This is a genomic window from Hydrogenivirga sp. (assembly GCF_056450045.1).
The window spans coordinates 1-17,569 of the sequence record NZ_JBWONM010000069.1 but is presented as its reverse complement, the minus strand read 5'-3'; the positions used below and the strand labels follow the sequence as shown (position 1 = coordinate 17,569).

The 17,569-nt window shown below is 51.7% G+C and carries 21 protein-coding genes and 1 tRNA gene; 10 read left to right on the top strand and 12 right to left on the bottom strand.

Annotated features, from left to right (window positions below; all coding sequences use genetic code 11):
• The 3 genes from AC1HCM_RS02890 to AC1HCM_RS02880 form a co-directional block, all read right to left on the bottom strand.
• The coding region (locus tag AC1HCM_RS02890) for a PleD family two-component system response regulator (RefSeq protein ID WP_479460272.1) at positions 1–521 on the bottom strand (521 nt) is incomplete at its 3' end.
• Positions 521–769, bottom strand: coding sequence for a hypothetical protein (locus AC1HCM_RS02885; protein ID WP_479460271.1), 249 nt, complete (start codon positions 767–769; stop codon positions 521–523). The genes AC1HCM_RS02885 and AC1HCM_RS02890, both read right to left, overlap by 1 nt.
• 11 nt (positions 770–780) lie before the next feature.
• Entirely contained in the window at positions 781–1,572 is a 792-nt protein-coding gene (locus tag AC1HCM_RS02880) for a TlyA family RNA methyltransferase (protein ID WP_479460270.1), read from the bottom strand.
• Positions 1,573–1,631: 59 nt separating this feature from the next.
• Here AC1HCM_RS02880 and AC1HCM_RS02875 point away from each other — a divergent pair, with 59 nt between their 5' ends.
• Together AC1HCM_RS02875 and AC1HCM_RS02870 are read left to right on the top strand one after the other, a co-directional pair.
• Complete coding sequence (locus tag AC1HCM_RS02875; protein ID WP_479460273.1) at positions 1,632–2,693, top strand: bis-aminopropyl spermidine synthase family protein; 1,062 nt, start codon at positions 1,632–1,634, stop codon at positions 2,691–2,693.
• The gene (locus AC1HCM_RS02870) at positions 2,671–3,204 is read left to right on the top strand and encodes a M23 family metallopeptidase (RefSeq protein ID WP_479460269.1); all 534 of its coding nucleotides are present in this window, start codon (positions 2,671–2,673) and stop codon (positions 3,202–3,204) included. Before AC1HCM_RS02875 ends, AC1HCM_RS02870 begins: the two co-directional genes overlap by 23 nt.
• Here the strand turns inward: AC1HCM_RS02870 and AC1HCM_RS02865 are convergent.
• From AC1HCM_RS02865 to atpC, 3 genes are read right to left on the bottom strand one after another with little or no spacing between them, the layout of a single operon-like run.
• A complete protein-coding gene (locus AC1HCM_RS02865) occupies positions 3,201–3,749 on the bottom strand; it encodes a DUF507 family protein (RefSeq protein ID WP_479460268.1) in 549 nt (182 codons plus the stop codon). The two genes, AC1HCM_RS02870 and AC1HCM_RS02865, sit on opposite strands and share 4 nt — an antisense overlap.
• An 18-nt stretch (positions 3,750–3,767) precedes the next feature.
• Complete coding sequence (locus AC1HCM_RS02860; protein ID WP_479460267.1) at positions 3,768–4,481, bottom strand: tRNA1(Val) (adenine(37)-N6)-methyltransferase; 714 nt, start codon at positions 4,479–4,481, stop codon at positions 3,768–3,770.
• Complete coding sequence (gene atpC, locus AC1HCM_RS02855) at positions 4,465–4,860, bottom strand: ATP synthase F1 subunit epsilon (protein ID WP_479460266.1); 396 nt, start codon at positions 4,858–4,860, stop codon at positions 4,465–4,467. Before atpC ends, AC1HCM_RS02860 begins: the two co-directional genes overlap by 17 nt.
• A 29-nt stretch (positions 4,861–4,889) precedes the next feature.
• Here atpC and AC1HCM_RS02850 point away from each other — a divergent pair, with 29 nt between their 5' ends.
• The gene (locus AC1HCM_RS02850) at positions 4,890–6,620 is read left to right on the top strand and encodes an ABC transporter substrate-binding protein (protein ID WP_479460265.1); all 1,731 of its coding nucleotides are present in this window, start codon (positions 4,890–4,892) and stop codon (positions 6,618–6,620) included.
• Here the strand turns inward: AC1HCM_RS02850 and AC1HCM_RS02845 are convergent.
• Together AC1HCM_RS02845 and fabD are read right to left on the bottom strand one after the other, a co-directional pair.
• Positions 6,617–6,997 carry a hypothetical protein gene (locus AC1HCM_RS02845; RefSeq protein ID WP_479460264.1) on the bottom strand — a complete coding sequence of 127 codons (381 nt, stop codon included), beginning with the start codon at positions 6,995–6,997 and terminating at the stop codon, positions 6,617–6,619. The two genes, AC1HCM_RS02850 and AC1HCM_RS02845, sit on opposite strands and share 4 nt — an antisense overlap.
• A gap of 23 nt (positions 6,998–7,020) precedes the next feature.
• Complete coding sequence (fabD, locus tag AC1HCM_RS02840; protein WP_479460263.1) at positions 7,021–7,959, bottom strand: ACP S-malonyltransferase; 939 nt, start codon at positions 7,957–7,959, stop codon at positions 7,021–7,023.
• Positions 7,960–8,086: 127 nt separating this feature from the next.
• Here fabD and AC1HCM_RS02835 point away from each other — a divergent pair, with 127 nt between their 5' ends.
• The 5 genes from AC1HCM_RS02835 to infC all read left to right on the top strand — a co-directional run bounded on the left by AC1HCM_RS02835 (position 8,087) and on the right by infC (position 12,929).
• A complete protein-coding gene (locus tag AC1HCM_RS02835; RefSeq protein WP_479460262.1) occupies positions 8,087–10,066 on the top strand; it encodes an aconitate hydratase in 1,980 nt (659 codons plus the stop codon).
• Positions 10,067–10,078: 12 nt separating this feature from the next.
• On the top strand, positions 10,079–11,086 hold the full coding sequence (mdh, locus tag AC1HCM_RS02830) for a malate dehydrogenase (RefSeq protein WP_479460261.1): 1,008 nt from the start codon (positions 10,079–10,081) through the stop codon (positions 11,084–11,086).
• Positions 11,064–11,909 (top strand): fumarate hydratase, encoded by an 846-nt coding sequence (locus tag AC1HCM_RS02825; protein ID WP_479460260.1) that lies wholly within the window; start codon positions 11,064–11,066, stop codon positions 11,907–11,909. Before mdh ends, AC1HCM_RS02825 begins: the two co-directional genes overlap by 23 nt.
• Before the next feature lie 97 nt (positions 11,910–12,006).
• Positions 12,007–12,405, top strand: a complete 399-nt coding sequence (locus AC1HCM_RS02820; RefSeq protein ID WP_479460259.1) for a hypothetical protein — start codon at positions 12,007–12,009, stop codon at positions 12,403–12,405.
• Positions 12,402–12,929 (top strand): translation initiation factor IF-3, encoded by a 528-nt coding sequence (gene infC, locus AC1HCM_RS02815; RefSeq protein ID WP_479460258.1) that lies wholly within the window; start codon positions 12,402–12,404, stop codon positions 12,927–12,929. Before AC1HCM_RS02820 ends, infC begins: the two co-directional genes overlap by 4 nt.
• Here infC and AC1HCM_RS02810 read toward each other — a convergent pair whose 3' ends face one another.
• On the bottom strand, positions 12,930–13,244 hold the full coding sequence (locus AC1HCM_RS02810; RefSeq protein WP_479460257.1) for a GYD domain-containing protein: 315 nt from the start codon (positions 13,242–13,244) through the stop codon (positions 12,930–12,932).
• Positions 13,245–13,287: 43 nt separating this feature from the next.
• Here AC1HCM_RS02810 and rpmI point away from each other — a divergent pair, with 43 nt between their 5' ends.
• A complete protein-coding gene (gene rpmI, locus AC1HCM_RS02805) occupies positions 13,288–13,491 on the top strand; it encodes a 50S ribosomal protein L35 (protein WP_479460256.1) in 204 nt (67 codons plus the stop codon).
• Here rpmI and AC1HCM_RS02800 read toward each other — a convergent pair.
• From AC1HCM_RS02800 to AC1HCM_RS02790, 3 genes are read right to left on the bottom strand one after another with little or no spacing between them, the layout of a single operon-like run.
• Positions 13,488–15,479, bottom strand: coding sequence for an ATP-dependent helicase (locus AC1HCM_RS02800; RefSeq protein ID WP_479460255.1), 1,992 nt, complete (start codon positions 15,477–15,479; stop codon positions 13,488–13,490). The genes rpmI and AC1HCM_RS02800 overlap by 4 nt on opposite strands.
• The gene (locus tag AC1HCM_RS02795) at positions 15,469–15,729 is read right to left on the bottom strand and encodes a hypothetical protein (RefSeq protein WP_479460254.1); all 261 of its coding nucleotides are present in this window, start codon (positions 15,727–15,729) and stop codon (positions 15,469–15,471) included. The genes AC1HCM_RS02800 and AC1HCM_RS02795 overlap by 11 nt, the downstream gene beginning before the upstream one ends.
• Positions 15,726–17,438: an NAD+ synthase gene (locus AC1HCM_RS02790; protein ID WP_479460253.1), complete on the bottom strand. Its 1,713-nt coding sequence runs from the start codon at positions 17,436–17,438 to the stop codon at positions 15,726–15,728. Before AC1HCM_RS02790 ends, AC1HCM_RS02795 begins: the two co-directional genes overlap by 4 nt.
• A gap of 54 nt (positions 17,439–17,492) precedes the next feature.
• Here AC1HCM_RS02790 and AC1HCM_RS02785 point away from each other — a divergent pair.
• Positions 17,493–17,568: transfer RNA gene (locus AC1HCM_RS02785), tRNA-Val, on the top strand.
• Position 17,569: the final 1 nt, after the last annotated feature.

Genomic DNA, 17,569 nt, shown 5'->3' with positions numbered 1-17,569 from the left:
TCAAGGATAGTTCTGAGCTCTTCCAAGGAGCAGTCCATGCCCATGACCCTTCCGTTCTCAATGGCTATCACACAGAGGTTTGAGTTGGCGACCTCAACCGTCTTACTCTCCTTCTCGTTTGCAAGCTTTATGATGGTGTTCAGAAGCCCAAGCTGGTGGGAATCCTCCTCAGCGCTCAGGCGGTGGAGATAGTTCAGCTTGTTGAGGAGCTCTAAGGGATTGAAGGGTTTCTTTATGAAGTTAAGCTCCGAAAAGCCCGCCTTCCTGAACTTCTGCTCGTCCTCGTCCCTGTCCAGCAGGAAGAAGGGTGGAGGTATCCTGTCCTCCTTCCAGGAGGTGAACCAAGCCTTAACATCGGTGTGATTGACCATGACTATGTCTATATCGGTTGAGTTTATAAGCTCCCGGAACATCTTGTCGTTGGTCGCTATGAGGAGCTTATGCCCGGTGACGTTGAATATGTCCCCCAGGAGGGGAAAGACCTCCCTATCCCTGTCCAGCAGTAGAGCCTTTATAGACATCACTCTATCTCCTTCTTCTTAGAAGCCACCTCAAGGAGCTTTAGGTTCTCCTTGAGTATGTTTATTGACTGAACGACCATAAAGAAGGCGTGTTCAACCCTGAGGAGAGCTCCCTGAAAGGAGAGGTCATCTTCTACAAGCCTCAGCTCTCTGAACCTCCTATAAAACTCATCTATATCGCTGCCACACTCTATCAACCTCGGGATCATCTCCTTGTAGAGCTTCAGTGCCTCCTCCCTCGTGTCCATAGCTCCCCTCCTCAATAAGTATAATCCAGCTTTTCCTGGTCAAGGGCTTTTTCAATCTCTTTTTCTAAATCAACGCTACCTTTTCCCCTCTTTGCAAGGATAAAGAACTCCTCATTCCCCTTTGTCCCCTTAGGAAAGGACTTCCTTATACCCAAGATGCCAAAGCCCAGCTCTTTCAAAAAGCCAGCTACCTTCCCTATCGCCTCCTTTCTGTGCTCTCTTTCCCTGACTATGCCCTTCTTAACTTTTTTTGGACAGAGCTCAAACTGGGGCTTTACCAGAGCAAGGAGAATGCCTTTCTCTTTGAGGAAACCGACTACGCTGGGGAGGACCTTTGTTAGGGATATGAAGGACACATCAACCGTGATGAGATCAACCTTTTCTGGAATGTGGTCTTGGGTTAGCTCCCTTGCGTCCGTCTTTTCGTGAAGCACCACCCTTGGGTCTTCCCTGAGCTTCATGTCCATCTGTCCCCTTCCAACGTCAACGGCGTAAACCCTTTCGGCACCGTGCTGGAGGAGGCAGTCGGTAAACCCGCCTGTGGAGGAGCCTACGTCAAGGACGACCATACCTTCGGGGTCAATACCGAAGGACCTCAGGGCACCCTCCAGCTTCTCTCCCCCCCTTGAAACGTACCTTGGCAGGCTGAGGACCTTGACCTCCTCATCGCCCTTGAGCCTGTGTCCGGGCTTGTCTATCCTTGTCCCGTTCACATAGACCTGTCCAGCCATTATGAGAGCCTGTGCCTTCTCCCTTGAATCCACAAGACCTTTCTCAAGCAGGAGTTTGTCAAGCCTCACCATTACCTTTATAATATTAGGTTTGTTCACCAACTAAATCTTCCGGAGGTGCAGGATTGGACATACTTTCTCAGGTAGCAAAGGATGTTCAGAAGGAAACTAAGGTAAGGCTCCACAGGAGAAACGTTGAGAGGGTTCTCTCAGCCCTCCTGACAACGGGAGACTTCTGGAAGCTCGTTGACCTTTCCGACCTGCCCGTGCCTGCAGCGGCTGGGATAGTTAGGAGGCTCCTCTCCGAAGGGATAGTCTTTATAAACGACAAGGAGGACATACTCCTTACCCAGAAGGGATACGACCTCGTGGCAGAGCTCGGTATAGAGCCAATAGTGGATTACTCCTGCCAAGCCTGTGAGGGCAGGGGTGTGCCCTTCTATGCGGACAAGGAGCTTTACAGAACCTTCGTTGAGCTGGCAAAGGATAGACCGAAGGCTATAAGGGATTACGACCAGGGCTCTGTTACGCCTGAGACCACGGTGTCAAGGGTTCTCTTCATAGAGTCAAGGGGCGACCTTAAGGGAAAGGATGTGATAGTGATGGGGGCGGAGGATGACCTGACCGGTCTTGCGGTCGCCCTTACGAGGAAGGCGAGAAGGGTCCTGGTTATAGATATAGACGAGAGGCTCATAGACTACGACAACAGGATATTTAAAGAGCTGGGGATAGACAACGCGGAGGCTATGGTCTGGGACCTTAGAAACCCCTTCAGGGAGGATATGCTCGGTCAGTTTGACGTCTTCATAACGGACCCGCCAGAGACCTTTGCAGCCTTCAGGGCATTTATAGGGAGGGGTATCGCCACCCTCAAGGACGAGGGATGTGCCGGCTACTTCGGTCTCACCCTCAGAGACTCCTCCATATTCCGGTGGAAGGAGTTTCAGGAAACCCTCATAGGTGAGTACGGAACCGTTATAACGGACATAGTCCAGGACTTCAACCACTACATGAACTGGGAGTACCACCCGGAGACAAAGGCAGCCCAGGTGGCTCCTGTAAAGAGGAATCCTCAGGATATCTGGTACAGGTCAGCCTGGTACAGGATAGAGACACTCCCCGGCTTCAAGAGATGGAACGAGCCAATATCTGACGAAGTCTTCTATCTTGATGAAGAAGGTTCTACTACTTAGCCTGTTCCTGATAGTAGGCTGGGTTTTCGGTAGAAGGGAGGGCTACGAGCTTTCCCTCCCTCCCGAGCCTCTCTATGAAGAGGTCCCCAGCGAACTTGAGCCTCTTGTGAACTTCAAGACCGTTGAGAGCTCTCGCCCGGACATATGGCCCGTAGTTGGGATAATAACCTCCGATTACGGATGGAGGAGGCTCCGTCGCAGGAGGGAGTTTCATTCGGGGGTTGATATAGGAGCACCTTACGGTAGCAAGGTTGTGGCAACGGCAGAGGGGTACGTCCTCTTTGCCGGCTGGGTTAGGGGTTATGGAAACACCGTCGTTCTCTATCACGGCTACGGTTATGTGACTTTATACGCCCACATGTCATCGGTAGCTGTGAAAAGGGGGGAAAGGGTCTCAAAGAACAGGGTTATAGGTTACGTTGGTTCTTCGGGGAGAACTACAGGACCTCACCTTCACTACGAGGTTATCAAGTACGGCATAAGGCAAAACCCTATACTCTACCTTCCCTAAGCGAGTCCTCTCTGTTTTAGCTCGTCTTCGTATATCCTCTTGTAGAGAAGGTTCCACTCTGGCGTTCCCTCAAGGATGTTCCTTGAGTACTGCCTTATTCTCTCCCTTACCCTCCTCTCAATCTCCTCCTCTTCACGGACCGCCTCCCTGAGTATCTGGGCTACCCTTCTCCTTATGAGTGGGGGATCTTCGTAAATCTCAACGCTCTCGTCTTCCATTATGAGGTCCCTTATCATGTTGGCGACCTGGTTCATGCGTTCCCTTCTGCCGACATTTATCTTCATCTCTTCCGCAAGCTTAGTTTTCACAGCCCTGAAGGCTGTCCTGTAGTCAAGGTCTGTCTCCTCAAGGAGGTTCATCTTCTCCCTCAGTATCTCCTTGGTTTTCTCGTCTAAGAGCCTCTCTTCCTCTTCAGCTTTCTTGAATACAGCTATTATCTTCTTCTTAAATAGCTCAGGGTCTTCAACCTCAATTATCCTCTCCCCAGTCAGCTCTTCAACTATTCTATCCGCAATCCTCTCAACCAGCCTCTCCGGAAGCTTCATTTGGTTTATTATAGCACATCAGAGGAAGCCCTCTAAAAGGCTACGGACCTCTTCTGTGTAGCCTCCCTCCTCCCTGTTTATGACAACAGCCCTCTCAACCCTCAGTGGTCCTGGCCTGTTCCTTATGGAGCTGACGATGGAAAGCCTTCCCTCCTTACTGAGCTTTGGGTAGATAACGCTCATAAAGCGTGGAGGTAGGTTCTCATCCCTCATAAGGAGAAAAGCCTCATACAGCCTGAAGGAGGGAAGGATAAGGTTCAGATAGCCCCCATCCCTCAGAAGGTAAGAGGAGGCTCTTATGAAGTCCCCTAAGGTCGTATCCTCCTCAAAGTGGGCATCCCTCCCCCTAACTCCGTACTCCTTGGGGTAAAAGGGTGGGTTCGTCAAGACCACATCAAACTCGCCCCTTTTAAAGACTTTCTCTATCTCCCTTACATCAGCAGGAACTGGGAAGACCCTATCCTCAACCCCGTTGAGCCTCACATTCTCCTCTAAGAGTCTCAGCATGCTATGGTCTCTCTCAAGGGCGTGCACCGTGCAACCGAACTTCTTGGCTACGACCACAGATAGGAAGCCAAAACCCGCCCCCAAGTCTGCCACTTTACTGCTTCTCTTTATACCCTTCAGCCTTGAGAGGAATATAACCAGGTCAACCGATATCCTGTGCTTATGGGGTTGGAAGAACTTTACCTTTCCCCTGAAGAAGGGAACCGCTCTATCTGACCCTTTCAACTACTTCAAGGAGAGCCTGAGCTTTCTCTTTTATCTTCTCCCACTCCTTAAGCTCTTCTAAGGTATGGGCGGTGGCGAGCTTCCTCATAGCCTCCTCAAACTCCTGCTTAGCCTTTCCAACGTCAATCTCACCCACCTCGTAGGCCTCCTCAGCAAGCACCAGGACCTTCTCAGGGGTTACATCAACAACGCCCCATCCTACAGCCATTCCGTTCTTTTCATCTCCGTCAAAGTAAACGAGTCCGGGCTTGAGGAGCGTCATCAAGTACATATGTCCTTCAAGAACTCCTATCTCCCCTTCAACGGTGGGTATGTTTACGGACTTCACCTCTTTGGAGAAGGAGAGACCCTGAGGAGTAACTATCTCAACCCTTACCATGGCGATAACAAGTATATCATAAAAAAGGTATGAAGCCGGTTGTCACAGCTCTTCTATTGATATTTTTTGCCTTCCTTCCCTTCCATCTCTTGAAGTCTCCCTCCGCAGGAAAGGTTGAGTTCATAAGGGTTGACCCCAAGGACTTCAACCCCAAGCCCGGCAAGAGGGGAGGAACCCTTTACTTTATCCTGAGCGGTGACCCCAAGACGCTCAACCCAGCCCTCGCCCAGGAGACTACATCAACCGCCGTTCTCTCGGGCGTCTTTTCGGGACTCACGAAGCTTGACCTGAAGACCATGGAGGTAAAGCCGGACCTTGCCCAGCGGTGGGAGGTCTCCCGGGACGGGAAGGTCTGGACCTTCTACCTGAGGAAGGATGTAAGGTGGAGCGACGGAACCCCCTTCACGGCGGACGATGTTGTCTTTACCTTCAACGAGGTTTACTACAACGACTCCATACCCTCCTCAACCCGCGACATCCTGACGGTGGACGGAAAGAAGATAAAGGTTGAGAAGGTGGATGATTACACTGTCAGGTTCATACTCCCAAAGCCCTTCGCTCCTTTCCTCAACGCCCTGAGCGCTGAGATACTCCCAAAGCACAAGCTTGAGGAGGCTGTGAGGAAAGGAAAGTTCAACACCACCTGGAACGTAAATACGGACCCAAGGGAGATAGTGGGAACGGGTCCCTGGGTTATAAGGGAGTATGTCAAGGGTCAGAGGGTTGTCTATGAGAGGAATCCCTACTACTACGAGAAGGATGAGAATGGGGTGAGGCTTCCCTACCTTGAGAGGAGGGTGGGCATAATAGTGAGCGATCCGGACACCGCACTCCTGAAGTTCAAGAGCGGTGAGGCAGACTACATAGGTCTCAGACCTCAGGACATACAGCAGGTGGCAAGGATGAAGGGGAGGGTTCTGCTCTACGACCTTGGCTCAACTCCCTCAACGACCTTCCTCGTCTTCAACCAAAACCCAGAGGCTAAGATTCCAAAGTACAAGCTCCGGTGGTTCAGGAACCCAACCTTCAGAAAGGCTGTATCCCATGCGATAGACAGGGAGGGGATATGTCAGCTTGTTTACAACGGGCTTGCAAAGCCCCTCTACACACCTATAACTGAGGCTAACAGACCTTACTACCTTGAGGGGTTTTACCCCGAATACCCCTACGACCTTGAGAGGGCTAAGGAGCTTTTAAAAAGCATGGGCTTTATAGACAGGGATGGGGATGGCATCCTTGAAGATGAAGAGGGGCATAAGCTGAAGTTTACCCTTATAACGAACGCGGGCAACAAGGAGAGAGAGACCATCGGCAACATAATAAAGGAGGACCTTAAGAAGATCGGTGTTGAGGTTCACTTCCAGCCGATAGACTTCAACAGCCTCGTTTCCCGTCTCACGTCCCCTCCCTACGAGTGGGAGGCTGTGATAATAGGGCTCACGGGTTCAATAGACCCCCACTTTGGGAGAAACGTCTGGCACTCCTCCGGGAGCCTTCACATGTGGTATCCAAGACAGAAGGAGCCCGCCACCGAATGGGAGGCTGAGGTTGATAGGTTGATGGACCGCGGAGCGGTGGAGCTTGACCCAAAGAAGAGGGTTGAGATCTACAGGAAAGCCTTCAGGATAATAACCGAGAAACAGCCGATGATATTCATAGCCACCCCGAAGAGCCTCATGGCAGCCTACGATAAGTTTGAAAACCTCTTTCCTACGGTCTGGGGCTGGTACGAAGATAACAGGCTCTTTCTGAAGGATTAAGCGGTCGCCCTGTTCTTCTTCCTGTACCTCTCCACCTCGCTGAAGAACTTGTTAACAGCCCTGACTATCAGCTTTCTTGCCTCTTTCCTGCTCTTGATACCGAAGTCCTCCATGAACGTCCTAACATCACCTTCAAAGTATCTCTTCCTTATCACCTCGTTCAGTGGGTACTCAAGCCTCTCTATCAGGTTCTCAACGTCCACGGCGTAGATGACGACGTTCTCAAAGTAGGCGTTCCTGTTTAGCCTCTCTTCTATGTTTGCCCTGACAAAGAGCTTCCCCTTTGGCTTCCGCGCGCCGTTCTTACAGCTCTCATACCTGTCAAGGACCTCCCCAATGACCCAGACCTTGTAGTGGTACGGTCCTATCGCCCCCATGCTGACCTCCCAAGTTTCTTAATCTAAAGAGCCGACTTTACCTTTTCAAGATCCTCCAGTTTTTCAACGTTAAAGACCCTTGCCTCTGGAACGGTCTGCTGGATAAGCTTGCTGAGAACGTTCTTTGGACCCACCTCAACGAAGGTGTCCACCCCCTGCTGAGCCATGTACATGACACTCTGGTACCACCTAACGGGAGAGAATATCTGCCTGTACAGGTTCTCCCTTATCTCGTGAGCCATCCTGTGCTCCTTTGCGGTGTAGTTCTGGACTAGGGGAGTCTCAATGTTCTTTATGGGTGTCTGGGCTAACTTCAACCTGAAGGCATCCGCTGCATCCTTCATCAGTGAGCAGTGGGAAGGGACAGAGACCTTGAGGGGTATAACCCTTCCACCCTTCTCCTTCGCTATCTGACCAGCCCTCTCAACCGCCACCTTCTCCCCCGATATCACCGTCTGCTGAGGAGAGTTGTAGTTAGCCGGCTCAACCACTCCGTAGCTCTTCGCCTCTTCGCATATCCTCTCAACCTCTTCTGGAGGTAGCTTAAGGATGGCGGCCATAGCCCCCTTCCCTTCGGGAACAGCTTCCTGCATGTACTTGCCTCTGAGGTACGTTAACCTGACAGCCTCAAAGAGCTCAATGCCATCGGCAACGAGGAGCGCTGTGTACTCCCCGAGGGAGTGACCTGCAACATAGTCTGGCTTAGGAAATCCCTCATCTTCCATGACCCTGTATATGGCGTAGGAGGCTACAAGTATCCCCGGCTGGGTGTAGATGGTCTTGCTTAGCTTCTCCTCCGGTCCCTTGAGTATGGTGTCTACGAGGTCTGGTAGGGACATCCTGAGAGCCTGCTCAGCTTCGTGAAAAACGTCAGCCGCCTGGTGGAACTCCCTGTAAAAGTCGTAAGCCATCCCAACATACTGGGAGCCCTGTCCCGGAAATATGTAAGCTATCTTCCCCATGGAGGATAATTCTATTCAAAACTTCATCCCTCTGCTGGTCAAATTACCCTACCTTTGCCATCCTTGACAAAAGGCTTAAAATAGGTTAATCCTTCTAAAACGTCGTTTTACCTGCAGGAGGTTTGATATGGCAAAGGGCACGGTTGCCTGGAAGATAATCAGGGAACACCTCGTTTCGGGAAAGATGGAACCCGGTGAGGAGATAGCTATAAGGATAGACCAGACACTCACCCAGGATGCAACGGGAACTATGGCTTACCTTGAGCTTGAGGCAATGGGAGTCCCGAGGGTAAAGACCGAACTCTCGGTGAGCTACATAGACCACAATATGCTCCAGACGGACTTCAGGAACCCCGACGACCACAAGTACCTGATGAGCGTTGCCAAGAGGTTCGGTATATGGCTCTCAAAGCCAGGAAACGGTATATGCCACCAGGTCCATGTGGAGAGGTTCGCCAAGCCCGGCAAGACCCTTCTGGGCTCTGACTCCCACACACCAACCAGCGGTGGGGTGGGTATGCTCGCCATAGGTGCTGGAGGTCTTGATGTTGCAGCCGCGATGGCTGGAGAGCCCTTCTACCTCAAGATGCCAAAGATAGTCGGCGTTAAGCTTACGGGAAAGATGCCGGACTGGGTTACCGCCAAAGACATAATCCTTGAACTCCTCAGGAGGCTTACGGTCAAGGGTGGTCTCGGGAAGATATTTGAGTACTTTGGAGAAGGTGTCAGGGAGCTCTCCGTTCCCGAGAGAGCCACCATAACCAACATGGGGGCAGAGCTTGGTGCGACAACATCCCTGTTCCCTTCCGATGAGATCACGAGGGCATACCTGAAGGCGCAGGGTAGGGAAGAGGACTGGAGCGAGCTCCTTCCCGATGAAGACGCCGAGTACGATGAGGTTATAGAGATAGACCTCTCAAGCCTTGAGCCTCTAATAGCCCAGCCCCACTCGCCCGACAACGTCGTTCCCGTCAGGGAGGTGGAAGGTATCAAGGTTGACCAGGTAGTTATAGGCTCCTGCACCAACTCCTCCTTCGTTGACCTGACCAGAAGTGCCAAGCTCCTTGAGGGTAAGAAGGTTCACCCCGACGTGGTCTTTGCGGTCGCCCCTGGCTCAAAGCAGGCTCTTGAGCTGATAACAGAGAACGGGGCGCTCTTGAGCTTCCTAAAGGCTGGGGCGAGGATACTTGAGAGCGCCTGTGGACCCTGTATCGGTATGGGGTACGCACCTCCGAGCGGTGGTGTTTCTGTGAGAAGCTTCAACAGGAACTTTGAGGGCAGGTCGGGAACGCCCGATGCAAAGGTATACCTTGCCTCCCCAGAGACCTGCGTCGCCTGTGCCATAGCTGGAGAGATAATAGACCCGAGGAGGCTCGCCGAGAAGACGGGGGCAAAGTGGATAAGGGTTGAGATGCCCCAGAGGTTCCCTTACGGGGATGAAGCCTTCATTGAGCCCCTTCCTCCGGAGGAGGCTCAGAGCGTGGAGATATACAGGGGTCCAAACATAAAGCCCCTGCCTCCCTTTGATGAGCTCCCCGAGAGCATAGAGGGTGAGGTAGCCCTCATAGTGGGAGACAACATAACCACCGACCACATAATGCCTGCTGGCGCCAAGATACTTCCCCTGAGGTCAAACATCTACGCTATATCCGAGTATGTTTACCATTACGTTGACCCAGAGTTCGTTCCGAGAATAAAGTCCATCAAGGAGAAGGGAAGAGCGGGTGTCATAGTTGGGGGTGAAAACTACGGGCAGGGCTCATCAAGGGAACACGCAGCCCTCGCTCCCAGGTTTTTGGGCGTTAGAGCGGTTATCGCTAAGTCCTTCGCCCGCATCCACCACGCCAACCTCGTCAACTTCGGTATAGTTCCCTTGGAGTTCGTTGACAGGGACGACTACGATAAGTTCTCTTTGGGAGATGAGATAGAGGTGCCCGAGCTCACGACGAGGCTCAGGGAGGGCAAGGAGATCGTTGTAGTTAACAGGACTACGGGAGAGGAGATTCTCTGCAGATACAACCTCACACCCTACCAGGTTGAGATCCTCTTGGGCGGGGGAAGGCTCAACTACATAAAGAGGAAGCAGGCTCAAGAGGTTAAAAGCTAAGGAGGTCTTGTTATGGCTATGAGAAAGGTAGTATCGGTGGTGGGAGCAGGAAACGTGGGGGAACATGTTGCAAGCCTTCTTGCCATCAAGGGGTTTGCGGATGTCAGGCTCTTTGATATACCCAGGAGGGACGGAGAAAAGCTCTTTGAGCCGGTCAAGGGGAAGGCTTTGGACATGAAGCAGATGGTTGCAGCCATGGATATAGACACAAAGATAGACGGCTTCACCGTTACCCCCGAGGGTGATGGTTACGAGCCTATAGTTGACAGCGACATAGTCGTCATAACTGCAGGCTTTCCGAGGAGACCGGGTATGTCCAGGGAGGACCTGCTTGAGGCAAACATAAGGATACTCTCAACGATAATATCAAAGGTACGCCAGTACGCACCCAACTCAATACTCATAGTTGTTACGAACCCCGTTGACATAATGACCTACGCTGCTGTCAAACTCAGCGGTTTCCCTGCGAGCAGGGTGATAGGTATGGCTGGTGTCCTTGACTCTGCAAGGTTCAAAACCTTTATAGCTGAAGAGCTGAGGGTCTCCCCAAAGGACATCCACGCCTACGTGATAGGTGGACACGGTGATGAGATGGTCCCCCTGATATCAATCTCAAACGTCGGCGGTATACCCCTCAAGGACCTGATACCAAAGGACAGGCTCAGCGAGATAATCCACAGGACGAGGTTCGGTGGCGGTGAGATAGTTAACCTGATGGGCACGTCCGCCTACTATGCTCCTGCCGCCGCCGTTGTTGATATGGTTGAGGCTCTCGTTACCAACAGCAGGAGGATACTACCCTGCTCCGTTTACCTGGACGGTGAGGCTGGAGAGTACTATGGGGTTAAGGGCTTCTGCGTTGGTGTACCCGTCAAGCTCGGATCTAACGGGGTTGAAGACATAATAAAGGTGCCTATGATAGAAGAGGAGCGTAACATGTGGGAGAGATCCGTTGAGTCTGTGAAGAAGAGCGTTGAGATAGCGGAGGTGATGCTCGGTGAGAAAAGTCCAAGCTCGTGAGATAACCGAGGCTGTAAAGGAGCTTACAATAAAGGCTAACTACGAGATACCCGAGGAGACCGTAGCCCTCTTCAAAGAAGCCCTTAGCAGGGAGGAATCTCCTCTCGGCAGGGAGGTTCTCCAGCAGATAGTTGAAAACGCCCAGATAGCCCTCATGGAGAAGATGCCCTACTGCCAAGATACGGGCGTTACGGTGGTCTTTGTTGAGATAGGACAGGAGGTTGTTATAGAAGGAGCCTCCTTGGAGGAGGCTGTGAACGAAGGTGTCCGGCAGGCAACGAAGGAGGGCTACCTGAGGGCTTCAATGGTCTGGGACCCTCTCTTTGAGAGGAAGAACACGGGAGACAACACGCCAGCCATAATCCATACCGAGGTGGTTCCCGGCGACAGGGTCAAGATAACCGTTGCACCCAAGGGTGCAGGCTCTGAGAACACCTCAAGGCTTGCCATGCTCAAGCCGGCGGATGGATGGGAGGGTGCGAAGAGGTTTATCCTTGAGACGGTCAAGAACGCAGGACCCAACGCCTGTCCTCCCCTCACGGTTGGTGTCGGTATTGGCGGGAACTTTGAGTACTGCGCCTATCTCGCCAAGAAGGCTCTTCTAAGACCCCACGGAGAGAGAAACCCAGACCCAATGATAGCGAAGGTTGAGGAGGAGCTGATAGAGGATATAAACAAGCTCGGTCTGGGACCGATGGGCTTTGGTGGAACGGTTACCGCCGTTGATGTGAAGGTGGAGATGTATCCCTGCCACATAGCGTCCCTGCCCGTGGCTGTTAATATACAGTGCCACGCCTCAAGGCACGCAGAGAAGGTTCTATGAAGTACATACTGATACTTGCGATAATAGGGCTAATAACGGTTCTCTTCCTGTCGGGCTTTGCCTTCAGATTCATAAGAACGGAGCTCAAGAGAAAGGTATGGAGATAGTTGCCCTCTCCCTCTACTCCGGCTCCCTCTTCCTGATAGTTGCCGTTGTAGCTCCCATCCTGCTCAGAACGGAGGAGTACAAGGACCTCGCTGGCAGATTTTACGGACGCATACTCTGGCGCTTTTACAAGATTGCTTTTTTCCTTATATTGGTTTATCTTATATTTGGCAACGGATGGGTTGGACTGCTACTGCTGACAGGCTTTTCCTTGAACGTGGCTATATCTATGTGGCTTAAAAGGTACAAGAGAACGCTCGGTAACATAGAGGACTATCCCTTCAATTCCCCCCAAAGGGTTAGGTTCAGGAAGGTCTCCTACCTATCAACCTTGGTTCTTTTGGGTAACTTCCTTCTCTCAGCAATAATACTCTTCAAGGAGGTTGGATGAGTAAGCTTCAAGAGTACAGGGTGAACAGACAGATAAGGGCACGGGAGGTAAGGCTGATAGACGAAAACGGGCAGCAGGTGGGGATAGTCCCTCTAAATGAGGCGCTGAGGGTGGCTGAGGAGAAAGGACTTGACCTCGTTGAGATAGCTCCCCAAGCTAAGCCTCCTGTGTGCAAGATAATGGACTACGGCAAGTTCAAGTACGAGCTGAAGAAGAAGGAAAGGGAGGCGAGGAAGAAGCAGAAGGAGCATCAGATAGAGGTAAAGGACATAAGGATGAAGGTCAGGATAGATGAGCATGACCTCCAGGTTAAGCTCGGGCACATGAGGGAGTTCTTGGAGGATGGAGATAAGGTCAGGGTCAGGATAAGGTTCAGAGGAAGGGAGAACATACACCCCGAGCTCGGGGAGAAGCTCTATAAGAAGATAGTTGAAAATCTGCAGGATGTAGGAGAGGTTGAGGTCCCTCCCAAGAAGGAAGGACCCTTCCTGATATTCACCTTGGCTCCGAAGAGGAAGAAGTGATCAGCTTCCTGGAACGCCCTTAATTGTACCTATTATCTCCTTGAAGTTCCTCCACTGTGTGGCTGGCCATGTCTCCGTTGTGGCATGACCGAAGGAGCGGACTATCATAGCCACCTTTGCAGCTTCCTCGTCGTTGTCAGCCTCAAATATGTCAAGGTAATCGTAGGGTCCAAACACCACGAGGTTCATCACCCACTTTACGCTGGGGCAGTTCTCCTCAATAAGCCTCTCAGCCTCCTGCTCAATTTCCTTGAGCTTCTCCAGGTTCTTCACGGCGTAGGGTGAAATCTTTGTGAGCATGACGTACAAAGGCATCTCTCCCACCTCCTTGTTATAATATAGAGTCCGGAGGTAGCTCATGGCAAAGGTTAAGATGAAGACCAACAGGTCGGCAAAGAAGAGGTTCAAGGTAACCGCTACGGGAAAGATAAAGAGGTGGAGAAGCGGAGGCTCCCACTACAACACCAAAAAGTCCCCCGACAGGAAGAGGAGGCTCAGGAAGGCTACCTACGTTAAGGAGAACATGATTGACCACGTCAAAGCCCTCCTGAGGGTCTCTTAATCGGAAACCTCCAAGAAGGAGGTGTGTATACTCTTTACCTTTCCACCGAAATCAACGGTCGCCTTCTCACCCTCTAAGCTCAAAACCTTCCCCTTCCCGAAGACCCTGTGATTTACGTATATACCCACCCTGACCTTAGGATTCGGCTTTAGCTTGGGTGCGTATGATACCTTTGCCTTCTTTCTGAAGTGCTCAATGTTCAGCAGGTTCTTGGGTATATCGGAGAGGAACCTGCTCGGTTTTCTTCCCCTGTCTCTGGTGTAGGATAGGTAAAGCCTCTCCTTAGCCCTCGTCACAGCTACGTAGAAGAGCCTCCTCTCCTCCTCAAGCTCCGAGTCATCCTCAAGGGCTCGCCGGTGGGGAAGTACCTCCTCCTCAAGCCTCGGTATGAACACGACCTCAAACTCCAGCCCCTTTGCGGCGTGTATAGTCATAAGCTTGACAGCCCTATCCTTTTCCTCCTCCGAAGAGACCAAGGTGGCTTCGCTTAGGAACTCCTCAAGGGAGGTGCCCTCCTTCAAGCTCTCCTTTGCCGTCCTTATAAGCTCCCTGATGTTCTCTTCCCTCTCCGTTGGCTCTCCCTTGTGCTTTCTCATTACCCTTTCCATAAAGGGGGTTTCCTGAACGAGCCTCTCCAAAACTGCAGGGTAGTTTTCCCTATCTTCCTCCAGCTCCCTCCAAAGGTCAAGGAACCACCTCACCTCCAAGGCTCTCTGCCCCTTTATCCTTTCAGAGAACTCCTTTAGGGCTTCAATCCAGCTTCCTCTGAAGAGCTCCCTCATCCTCTCTATGGTCTTCTGTCCGATCCCCTGAAGGAAGTACTCCGCAACGCTCCTGAAGGCTATCTCGTTTTCCGGATTGAGCATGAGGCGCAGGGCTTGGAGCAGGTTCTTCACCTCCGGTCTGTCATAGAACCTGATAGTACCCACAAGTCTGTATGGTATGCCCATCCTGAAGAAGGTCTTCTCAAAGACATCGGTTAGGTAGGAGACCCTCATCAGAACCGCTATCTCCTCAGGGGGATGGCTTTTGAGGAGCTCCCTTATCTCCTGTGCAACCCATATAGCCTCCTCCTGTTCGTTCTCAAACCTCATAACCATAGGCTTTTCGCCTTCATCCTTCGTGGCTTCAAGGACTGGAATAAGCTCCTTCCACTGGGCTCTACTCTTTTTCAGGATTGAGTTTGCAACCATAAGGATGTATCCCTTTGAACGGTAGTTCTTCTGGAGCTTTACTATCTCAGGCTTGAAGTCCTCTATGAAGTGGAGTATGTTGTCGGGCTTTGCGTGCCTCCACTCGTATATACACTGGTTAGGATCCCCCACAACGCATACATCCCTGTCTCCTATAAGCTTGATTATCTCGTACTGAACGGTGTTCGTATCCTGATACTCGTCAACGAGTATGAACCTGAACTTACTTCTGAGCTTATCCCTGAAGCCTTCCTCCGAGCTCAGGAGGTTGTAGAGCTCGTACATAAGGTCCCCGAAGTCAAGGAGTCCGTTCTTTCTGAGCTCCTCCTGATAGGCTGCGAAGAGCTCCCTCTCCGTATCCGAGCGTGGTTCTTCAAGGTTCTCCTTCACCCTTGCGATAACCCTCCTAACCTTATCGTAGCTATCCTTCGGCACTCCGAATTCCCTCATTATGGTCTTCAGTATGCTTTCGGAGTCCCTCTCATCCGCTATGGCAAAATCAAAGCCGAGCTTACCCTTGAGAATCCTGTAGGCTACGGAGTGGAAGGTGCCGACCCAGGGTAGCTCCCTTCCCGTGACCGTGTAAACCCTTTCACCTATCTCCCTCGCAGCCTTGTTGGTAAAGGTTATGCAGAGGATACTGTCTTCCTTTGCTCCGAGCTCCCCAAGGATGAACTCAACCTTGTGGGCTAAGGTCTTTGTCTTTCCAGAGCCCGCTCCGGCGATTACAAGGAGCGGACTCCCGTGATGTCTGACAACCTTCAGCTGTTGGGGGTTAAGCTTTTCAGTCCTCATCAACACAGACTATGTTCACAGATATACTGTTTCCGTATCTATCTTTAAGAGCTTCCTCAACCTCTATCTCTTCCCTCAACTGCTCCTCAAGGCTTTCGTACTCTTTGAATAGCTCAATCTCAACTTGATAGAGCTCCTCCTGATAGTCAGCGCTTACATAAACCTCCCTAAGGGGGAGGTTCTTCTCAGAGCAAAGCTCCATCACCCTCTCCTTTATATCCTCTATATCAAAGTCTCCAAAGCCTGTCATGACGCACCTCCTCGGAACTTGTTTACCACGGGCATGCGCCAGTCTTTGCCGAAAGCCCTCGGCGTTATCTTCACCCCTATGGGAGCCTGCTTTCTCTTGTACTCCGCTCTCCTCACCATCTCTATAACCCTCTTGACCGTGTCCTCCTCAAAGCCCCGCGCCACTATCTCCTCAAGAGACATGTTCTCCTCAACATAGAGCTTCAGGATAGGGTCAAGGGTTTCGTAAGGCGGGAGGGTGTCCTGGTCCGTCTGACCGGGTCTTAGCTCTGCGGAGGGAGGCTTTTTAAAGACCCTGTCGGGTATCGCGGGACTGATGGAGTTTCTGTACCTACCGAGCCTGTACACCGTTGTCTTGTAAACATCCTTGAGGGGGGCGAACCCTCCCGACATATCGCCGTATATAGTGGTGTATCCCGTTGCGGATTCGCTCTTGTTGGAGGTTGATAGGACCATGTGTCCGAGCTTGTTGGATAGGTAAAAGAGTATGTTAGCCCTTATCCTTGCCTGTATGTTCTCATCTGCTGTGTCAAACTCAATCTCTCCCAGAACGGGGAGGAGCTCATCGTAGTAAGATGTGTAAACCTCATCTATCGGAACGGTGTGAAGCTCTATGCCGAGGTTTTCCGAGAGCTCCTTGGCATCCTCATAGCTCTCCCTTGAGGAGAAGCGGGAGGGCATGAACACGCCGAGAACGTTCTCTGGACCGAGGGCGTCGGCGGCTATGCAGGCTGTCAGCGAGGAGTCCATGCCACCGGAGAGACCCAGCACAACCCTTTCAAAGCCGTTCTTCCTGACGTAATCCCTCGTTCCGAGGACGAGGGCTGAGTATATCTCCTTCTCGTCGGTTGGGCTTTCCTCAAGGCGGGGCTCTACATAGGGCTTTTGGGGCAACTTCAATGAAGCTGAAGGTTCAACGGGTTCAACCTCCTTGCTGGCATTCCTCCATCTCAGGTCAAGGAGCCTCCTCCTGCGAACCATCTCCATATCAAGGCTTACTGTGAGCAGGTCCTCCTCAAAGGCTCTTGCCCTTGCCAGGACTCTTCCAAGGGGGTCAACGACCATGCTCCTTCCATCAAAGACGAGCTCGTCCTGACCGCCAACGAGGTTAGTGTAAACCACAAAGCATATGTTATCTTCAGCCCTCGCTCTAACGAAGCCTTCCCTGAAGGGGTGCTTTCCTATGTGGTAGGGGGAGGCGTTTATGTTAACTATGATCTCAGCCCCCGAGAGCACCGCATACCTCTCAAGGTGGTCAGGATACCAGATATCCTCACATATTGAAAAGCCTATCTTGTAAGAGTTCAGTTCCACAATGAGAGGTCTCTCTCCCTCCCTGAAGTACCTGACCTCGTCAAAGACGCTGTAGTTGGGAAGCCTGCCCTTGTGATATATACCGACCCTTTCGCCCTTGTACAGGACCACGAGGCTGTTGTAGAGGTCTCCTTCATAGTAAGGGGTTCCCACGACCAAAAGCGTCTCCACCTTCTCAGTTCTCCTCCTCAGCTCCTCAAGAGCGGACATACACTCCTCCAGAAAATCCATCCTCAGGAGAAGGTCTTCGGGCGGGTAGCCTGAGAGAGCCATTTCGGGGAAGACAACGATGTGGCTCTCTTCCTCACACTCTTTGAGAAATCTCTCTATCTTTTTCAGGTTCCCCTCTATGTCTCCTACTGTGGGGTTTATCTGGGCTAAGGAGACGTTTAGCATGGGTTTAGTATAACTTGACTGAGGGAGGGAATTGGCGGATAATTTTTAAGGTCAAGGCGCGTAGCTCAGTTGGGAGAGCGCTGGCCCGACACGCCAGAGGTCAGGGGTTCGAGTCCCCTCGCGCCTACCAT

Bases quoted from the DNA above. Each gene is read 5' to 3' on its own strand.
- AC1HCM_RS02885 (WP_479460271.1), bottom strand. From the start codon at position 769: ATGGACACGAGGGAGGAGGCACTGAAGCTCTACAAGGAGATGATCCCG.
- AC1HCM_RS02880 (WP_479460270.1), bottom strand. From the start codon at position 1,572: ATGGTGAGGCTTGACAAACTCCTGCTTGAGAAAGGTCTTGTGGATTCA.
- AC1HCM_RS02870 (WP_479460269.1), top strand. From the start codon at position 2,671: ATGAAGAAGGTTCTACTACTTAGCCTGTTCCTGATAGTAGGCTGGGTT.
- AC1HCM_RS02865 (WP_479460268.1), bottom strand. From the start codon at position 3,749: ATGAAGCTTCCGGAGAGGCTGGTTGAGAGGATTGCGGATAGAATAGTT.
- atpC (WP_479460266.1), bottom strand. From the start codon at position 4,860: ATGGTAAGGGTTGAGATAGTTACTCCTCAGGGTCTCTCCTTCTCCAAA.
- AC1HCM_RS02850 (WP_479460265.1), top strand. From the start codon at position 4,890: ATGAAGCCGGTTGTCACAGCTCTTCTATTGATATTTTTTGCCTTCCTT.
- AC1HCM_RS02845 (WP_479460264.1), bottom strand. From the start codon at position 6,997: ATGGGGGCGATAGGACCGTACCACTACAAGGTCTGGGTCATTGGGGAG.
- fabD (WP_479460263.1), bottom strand. From the start codon at position 7,959: ATGGGGAAGATAGCTTACATATTTCCGGGACAGGGCTCCCAGTATGTT.
- AC1HCM_RS02835 (WP_479460262.1), top strand. From the start codon at position 8,087: ATGGCAAAGGGCACGGTTGCCTGGAAGATAATCAGGGAACACCTCGTT.
- mdh (WP_479460261.1), top strand. From the start codon at position 10,079: ATGGCTATGAGAAAGGTAGTATCGGTGGTGGGAGCAGGAAACGTGGGG.
- AC1HCM_RS02820 (WP_479460259.1), top strand. From the start codon at position 12,007: ATGGAGATAGTTGCCCTCTCCCTCTACTCCGGCTCCCTCTTCCTGATA.
- infC (WP_479460258.1), top strand. From the start codon at position 12,402: ATGAGTAAGCTTCAAGAGTACAGGGTGAACAGACAGATAAGGGCACGG.
- AC1HCM_RS02810 (WP_479460257.1), bottom strand. From the start codon at position 13,244: ATGCCTTTGTACGTCATGCTCACAAAGATTTCACCCTACGCCGTGAAG.
- rpmI (WP_479460256.1), top strand. From the start codon at position 13,288: ATGGCAAAGGTTAAGATGAAGACCAACAGGTCGGCAAAGAAGAGGTTC.
- AC1HCM_RS02800 (WP_479460255.1), bottom strand. From the start codon at position 15,479: ATGAGGACTGAAAAGCTTAACCCCCAACAGCTGAAGGTTGTCAGACAT.
- AC1HCM_RS02795 (WP_479460254.1), bottom strand. From the start codon at position 15,729: ATGACAGGCTTTGGAGACTTTGATATAGAGGATATAAAGGAGAGGGTG.
- AC1HCM_RS02790 (WP_479460253.1), bottom strand. From the start codon at position 17,438: ATGCTAAACGTCTCCTTAGCCCAGATAAACCCCACAGTAGGAGACATA.